This is a genomic window from Thermostichus sp. OS-CIW-29, from assembly GCF_054058195.1.
Window position 1 is genome coordinate 1 of the sequence record NZ_JBSSAB010000063.1, and the last position, 6,056, is coordinate 6,056.

General features: G+C 58.7%; 6 protein-coding genes. 1 reads left to right on the forward strand and 5 read right to left on the reverse strand.

Annotation, left to right across the window (positions count from 1 at the left end; genetic code table 11):
• Nucleotides 1–365: 365 nt before the first annotated feature.
• The 3 genes from xth to sfsA all read right to left on the reverse strand — a co-directional run bounded on the left by xth (nt 366) and on the right by sfsA (nt 3,241).
• Nucleotides 366–1,151 (reverse strand): exodeoxyribonuclease III, encoded by a 786-nt coding sequence (gene xth, locus ACVWZJ_RS14000; RefSeq protein ID WP_457385664.1) that lies wholly within the window; start codon nt 1,149–1,151, stop codon nt 366–368.
• Nucleotides 1,152–1,163: 12 nt separating this feature from the next.
• Entirely contained in the window at nt 1,164–2,423 is a 1,260-nt protein-coding gene (locus ACVWZJ_RS14005; protein ID WP_414424349.1) for a GTP cyclohydrolase II, read from the reverse strand.
• A gap of 98 nt (nt 2,424–2,521) precedes the next feature.
• Entirely contained in the window at nt 2,522–3,241 is a 720-nt protein-coding gene (gene sfsA / locus ACVWZJ_RS14010) for a DNA/RNA nuclease SfsA (RefSeq protein WP_457396468.1), read from the reverse strand.
• 302 nt (nt 3,242–3,543) lie between these two features.
• Between sfsA and ACVWZJ_RS14015 the strand changes: the two genes are divergently transcribed.
• Complete coding sequence (locus ACVWZJ_RS14015) at nt 3,544–4,146, forward strand: LabA-like NYN domain-containing protein (RefSeq protein ID WP_011431895.1); 603 nt, start codon at nt 3,544–3,546, stop codon at nt 4,144–4,146.
• A 46-nt stretch (nt 4,147–4,192) separates the two neighbouring features.
• Here the strand turns inward: ACVWZJ_RS14015 and cbiE are convergent, their stop codons facing one another.
• A complete protein-coding gene (gene cbiE / locus ACVWZJ_RS14020; protein WP_457396470.1) occupies nt 4,193–5,452 on the reverse strand; it encodes a precorrin-6y C5,15-methyltransferase (decarboxylating) subunit CbiE in 1,260 nt (419 codons plus the stop codon).
• The coding region (locus tag ACVWZJ_RS14025; protein ID WP_457396472.1) for a hypothetical protein at nt 5,453–6,056 on the reverse strand (604 nt) is incomplete at its 5' end. It abuts the gene before it with no gap.

Below are 6,056 nucleotides of genomic sequence, written 5' to 3' on the forward strand. Positions count from 1 at the left end.
CAGTTCAACGCCTGCACAAAGGCATCCATTGTCGCATCCAACTTTGCGGCTTGCGACTGGGACACCTTGAGCTTGCAGGAGACGGTCAGGACTTGAGTCATGGTTCTATCATAACTTCCGCATTCCTCCCGGCACTGACCCTACGGGTACAGTGCGGGGCTCCTGCGATTTCTAGCTGAAAATTCTCGAAGAGGCCGCTCCATTTTAATTGGATGGCTAGTTGGTATGAGCTGTTATGGTCATTTAAACAGGAATGAAACATTTCCGCCTGGCTCCCCTCTTCCTCTGAGAGAAGGGGTGAAGGCAGTGGCAGGGAGCGTTTGGGGAGTGTCTCAACCTAGCTTGAAATGACTATAACAAGGCGCTTAAATATCCAGGGCAACAATGACAGGGGCATGATCGCTGGGTTTTTCCGCCCGCCGTGGCTCGACATCGATCCAGCAAGCGGTGGCTTTCTCCTGTAGCTCACGAGACAAATAATGATGATCAATGCGCCAGCCGCGATTCCTTTGAAACCCTCCCGAGCGATAGTCCCACCAGCTAAAATGGCCAGGATCTGGGGTGAACTTGCGAAACGCATCCTCAAACCCCAAAGCCAAGATCTCCCGCAGGGCTTGTCGCTCCGGTTCGGAAGCCATGATTTCTCCCGCTTTTTGGGGATCATAAATATCCCGATCTTCCAGGGCAATGTTAAAGTCCCCGCAGAGCAAGATGGGATCCCCTTGGCTCAGGGCAACGGCGAGGTAATCCTTCAGCGTGGCTAGCCAGCGCAATTTATAGGCGTATTTTTCCGATCCCACCTCAGAACCGTTGGGCACATAAAGGTTGAGAATACGGATCCCGCGGTAGATGGCGCTCATCAGCCGCTTTTGCTCGTCCAAATCTGCCGCCGAAGGCAGCAGCGCACCAAACCCCCGTTCTACTTTTTCCGGGGGATCCCGGCTGATCAGAGCCACACCGTTGTAGGACTTTTGCCCGTAGACCTCCACATGAAAGCCCCGCTCCTGAAAGGCCGCCCGGGGAAAGTCTTCATCCACCACCTTAGTCTCCTGCAAGCAGAGCACATCCAGGGATCCCTGGCTGTCCAGCCAAGCCAAAACCTGAGGCAGCCGGGTGCGAATGGAGTTGACATTCCAGGTAGCCACTTGCATGAGGGATCCCGCTCACTCCACCAAGGCCCTTCCTCGGATTTGGGCCAGCCGCTCCGCATCCAGCACCTCCCCCTCGGTGTAGTAGCCGGCAGCTTTTTTGGCCTCGATCTCCACACGGGCATCCGCCGGGATCAGCTCTTCTGGGATGGGCACCCGCTGCACGACCTCAATGCCGGAGTTGGTGATGGCTCGATACTTGAGGTCGCTCATGGAAATCAGGCGATCGATTCGGGTTATGCCCAGCCAATGGAGCACATCCGGCATCAACTCCTGAAACCGGATGTCTTGCACCCCTGCCACACACTCGGTACGGGCGAAGTAGGCATCAGCCCGATCCCCTCCTTCCTGGCGCTTGCGGGCGTTGTAGACCAAAAACTTGGTCACCTCTCCCAAGGCGCGGCCTTCTTTGCGCAGGTACACGATCACCCCGGCTCCACCGGCCTGGGCCGTCTTAACGCATTCCTCAATGCCATGCACCAGGTAGGGGCGGCAGGTGCAAATATCCGAGCCAAACACATCGGAACCATTGCATTCGTCGTGAACCCGCACCGCCAGGGGCAAAGCCGGGTCGGTGATGGCGGCCACTTGCCCGATGATGTACACCGTCTGGCCACCGATGGGCGGCAAAAACACCGATAGGTCTGGGCGAGTCACCAATTCTGGAAACATGCCTCCCGTCTGCTCGAAGAGGGTGCGGCGCAGCAGGCTTTCGCTCACCTGCAATCGTTTGGCGATCCCCGGCAGGTACCAGACCGGCTCGATTGCGGCTTTGGTGACCACCAGGCTGCCATTGTCTTTGAGGATCCGGCCATCCACCCGCAACCGCCCTTTGTTGACCGCCTCCTGCAGTTCGGGCATGTGGATGTGGGCCTGAGTAATGGCAATAGTAGGGCGAATATCGTAGCCCTGGGCATAGAGGGGAGCAAAGACTTCTCCCACAACCGCTCCCCAGGGATCCAAGGACACAATCCGGTCTGGATCTCCCCAGCTTGGGTGAGGGCCAATCGACACCACCGGGGCAGTATGGGTTAAATCGGCGCGGTGATCCGCCTGCAAAGAGCCACTGGCCACAGCCAATGCCCGATAGACAGCGTAGGCTCCCGCATGGGTGCCGATGACATTGCGATGGGCAAGATTGGTCAGGCTACCCACCACCGGCCCCCGCTGCAGTGGATCCAAGGATCCCCAGCGAATCGGCTGGGCTTGCGTCCCATAAGGGGAGGGATGGGAGGTGAGAACAATGTGATGAGGACGGGAGGAAGGTTCGCTCATGGTCCTCAAATGCCTGGAAAATGGAAGAATCTGGAGAAAACAGAATTATAGGCGATCCCCAGCCGTTTCCAGAGAGCTTGCCCCTTCTTTTGGGGTGCTTAGACAACGATTTTGGCCAAACCCAAGGGTCGGATCCCTGTCGGCGAAACCTCGACCCGATAGGGCAACATCTCTACCCCGACCTGCAGGGCCTCACGAAACAGACAGGCATAGCGGGGATCCCGTTCTTCGCCGGGGGCAAACTCGGTGCAATCGGCGCGATTGATCCAGTACAGCAGCAGGGCACGCTGACCCTGTTGGCGCACCGCGATCAAATCTTCCAGGTGTTTTTGGCCGCGAGTGGTCACCGTATCGGGAAACAGCGCGCGGGATCCCTTGGCCCAGGTGGTATTCTTCACCTCCAAATAGGCCGAGCCAGAGTCTCCTGTCAGCAGAAAGTCGATTTTGCTCTTGCCGCAGGTCACCTCCCGTTGCCGGCGAGAAAACCCTGCCAACTGGGGAAACCACCCTCGCTCCAGCCCCCAGTCCACCAGGCGATTGGGCAAGCTGGTGTTGATCCCCACCCATACCCCATCCACCTGGATCATTTCCCAGGTGTAGGCCAGTTTCCGTTTTGGCTCCGGGTGATGGGAGAGGTACACAGGTGCCCCCACCTGACAGACCCCACTCATCGGCCCCGTGTTGGGGCAATGAGCGATGATCTGTTGCCCGTTTTCCAGCTCCACATCGGCCAAAAACCGCTTGTAGCGGCTGCGCAGCACCCCTCTGTGCAAGGGGCTCGAAAAGCGGTAAGGTACCGGCCCATCCCCGCACTCCATCCCCAAAGCCTCTCCTTTCGTAGGTATTTTTCTTTAGGATTTTGGAAATCTTCTCCGGGGATCGTCTCTCCTGCGCTAGGGTAAATCATGTGTCCCAGGGCTTGGGGCAGCCTTTTACGGCTTTTTCCGACTTCATGGGAATTCTGCAGATCACTCTGGGAAGCAGTAAGATCCCTATCGCACAAGAGAGGCATCTGCATTAGCTGTAGTCAGTGCTGCCGGAAAGAGCTGTATTGGCGATTAAACCCATTTAACACCTCTTTTTTCTGCCCTTTTGTCAAAACTTGGAGAAGAAAACCCGAATGCTGCGTCTTGATCCTGATCCCAGTTTTCAGCCTGGGGATTCCTTGCAGGACAACCGTGGGCGTGTGGCCATATTCATCGACGGGTCTAATCTGTTCTACGCCGCTCTGCAACTGGGCATTGAGATCGACTACACCCGTCTGCTGAAGACGCTGAGTGGTCGGTCGCCCCTTTTGCGCTCTTTTTTCTACACCGGCGTCGATCGCAACAACGAAAAGCAGCAGGGGTTTTTGCTCTGGATGCGCCGCAATGGCTACCGCGTGGTTACCAAAGAGCTAACCCAGTTGCCCGATGGATCCAAGAGAGCCAACCTGGATGTGGAAATTGCCGTGGATATGCTGTCGCTGGTGCGCTGGTATGAGACGGCTGTGCTGGTGAGCGGCGATGGAGACTTGGCCTATGCGGTCAATGCCGTTAGCTACCAAGGGGCACGAGTGGAGGTGGTCAGCTTGCGTTCCATGACCAGCGATCAACTGATCAACTTGGCGGATCGCTACATCGACCTGGAATCCATCAAAGACCAAATCAAGAAGACCAACCGTCCCTCCTCCGCCTACCTGTACCGACCGGGGTTCACCGCCGATGAGGAGGACGAGGGATAACTTTCCCTCCCCCACAGGGAGAAGGGAAAGCAGAGCAACGGGGGGCTTACTGGGCTTTCCAATTTGAAGGGATCCCTTGCAGCAGGTAAACCGGGTTCAGGGGGGCAAAGCGGGTGCCCTCGGCCAGGACGGCAGAGCGGGAGATCTGAACGTGATCTACTCGAACTTGCCAGCCCCGAGAACGCAGCCATTGCAGGGCTTCACTGCAGGTTTCTAGGGTAGCGAAGTTGGCCACCAAGATCCCTCCAGGCCGCAGGCGGGCTCCCACCACCGGCAGCAGGTCGCGGATCCCTTTGCCGCCACCGCCCAGCACCACCCGATCCGGATCTGGCAGGTCGGCCAACACTTGGGGGGCTGCCCCCGGGATCACCTGCAGGTTCTCTGGGCCAAAGCGTTGCCGGTTGCGCCGAATCAGACAGATGCCCATGGCGTTGCGCTCGACAGCATAGACCTGGAGCCGAGAAGAGAGGCGGGCTATTTCGATGGCCACCGAGCCGGTGCCGGCACCGATATCCCACACCACGCCCTCTTGGGGGAGCTGCAGGGATCCTAAGGTGAGCAGGCGGATGGGCTGCTTGGTGATCAAGCCGGGCTGGTCGGGAAAGGTGTAGAACTGGTCGTCCGGGATCCCGACCAAAGGCCAGCGATGGGGATCTGGCTCCGGTTCTACCCGTCGCAGCACCACAACGTTGGGGCTGGGGAAAACGGCGTCTTCCCCTTCTTGGAGGGGCACGACCTGTTCTTGAGGGGATCCCAGTTGACTACAGACCCAGGCTTGGTAGCGCACCGGCAGCCGCAGGTCGGAGATGAAGCGGGCCAAGACCGTCGGCGTGTGCTCCGGATCGGTGAGCACCACGATCACAGGGGATCCCTGCTTGAGAACGGCTTCCAACCGCTCCACTCCCCGCCCGTGCAGGCTGAGGATGGTCGCCTCCTGCCAGGGGATCTGCAGGCGGTTCAGGCCCAGCTGCACCGAGCTCACCTGCGGATAGAAGGCCAACCGCTCCGCTGGGAAATACTCCGTCAACAGCCGCCCGATCCCGAAAAAAAGCGGATCCCCGCTGGCCAACAAAACTAGGGATCCCTGAGCCATCTCCTGCTGCAAAAGCGGGATCCAACTTTCCACCGGCCCGGTGAGCGGGATCTTGCGGGCCGGATGATCGGTAAAGTGCCGGAGCAGATGAGGGGCTCCTGCCAAAACCCTGGCTTGGGAAAGGGGGGGGATCCCCCAGGAAGCCACAGAGCCATCCCCCGCTACCCCTACGACCGCAAGCTGAGGTGACCGCCCAGGTGCTGCCGTAGCCATTTAACGTTCGACAGGTGGGTGGTATTGGCGCATGTGATTGAGAAAATCCAGTCGCAGCTCCGCCACTTCCCGTTGCATTTCCCGCATCTCCCGAATAAAGCTGAGTTGAGCCTCGATCAGGCGGCCATCGCGCTCCCGAAATTGCTCCATCATCATGGCTTGCGCTTCCCTCAGTTCGGCAAACCCAGCCTGCATATCTCGGCGGCACTCCTGTATGGCCACCTCCAGCTCGTCTCCCCGCTCTTCGTTCTGTCGAATCCGCTCCTGGTTCTGTTGGATCAACGCCCTGATCTCCTGGATTTCGGTCTGGAGTTGGGCTTCCATAGCCTGCCGCTCGGCCCGCATTTCGGCCATCTGGGCCTCAAAGCGCTCGGCAGATCGTTGCTGTTCAGCCCGGATCTCGGAGATTTGGGCTGCAAAGCCCTGCCGCATCTCAACCATCTGAGCCTCAAAGCGCTCGGCAGATCGTTGCTGTTCAGCCCGGATCTCGGAGATTTGGGCTGCAAAGGCCTGCCGCATCTCAACCATCTGAGCCTCAAAGCGCTCGGCAGATCGTTGCTGTTCAGCCCGGATCTCGGAGATTTGGGCTGCAAAGGCCTGCCGC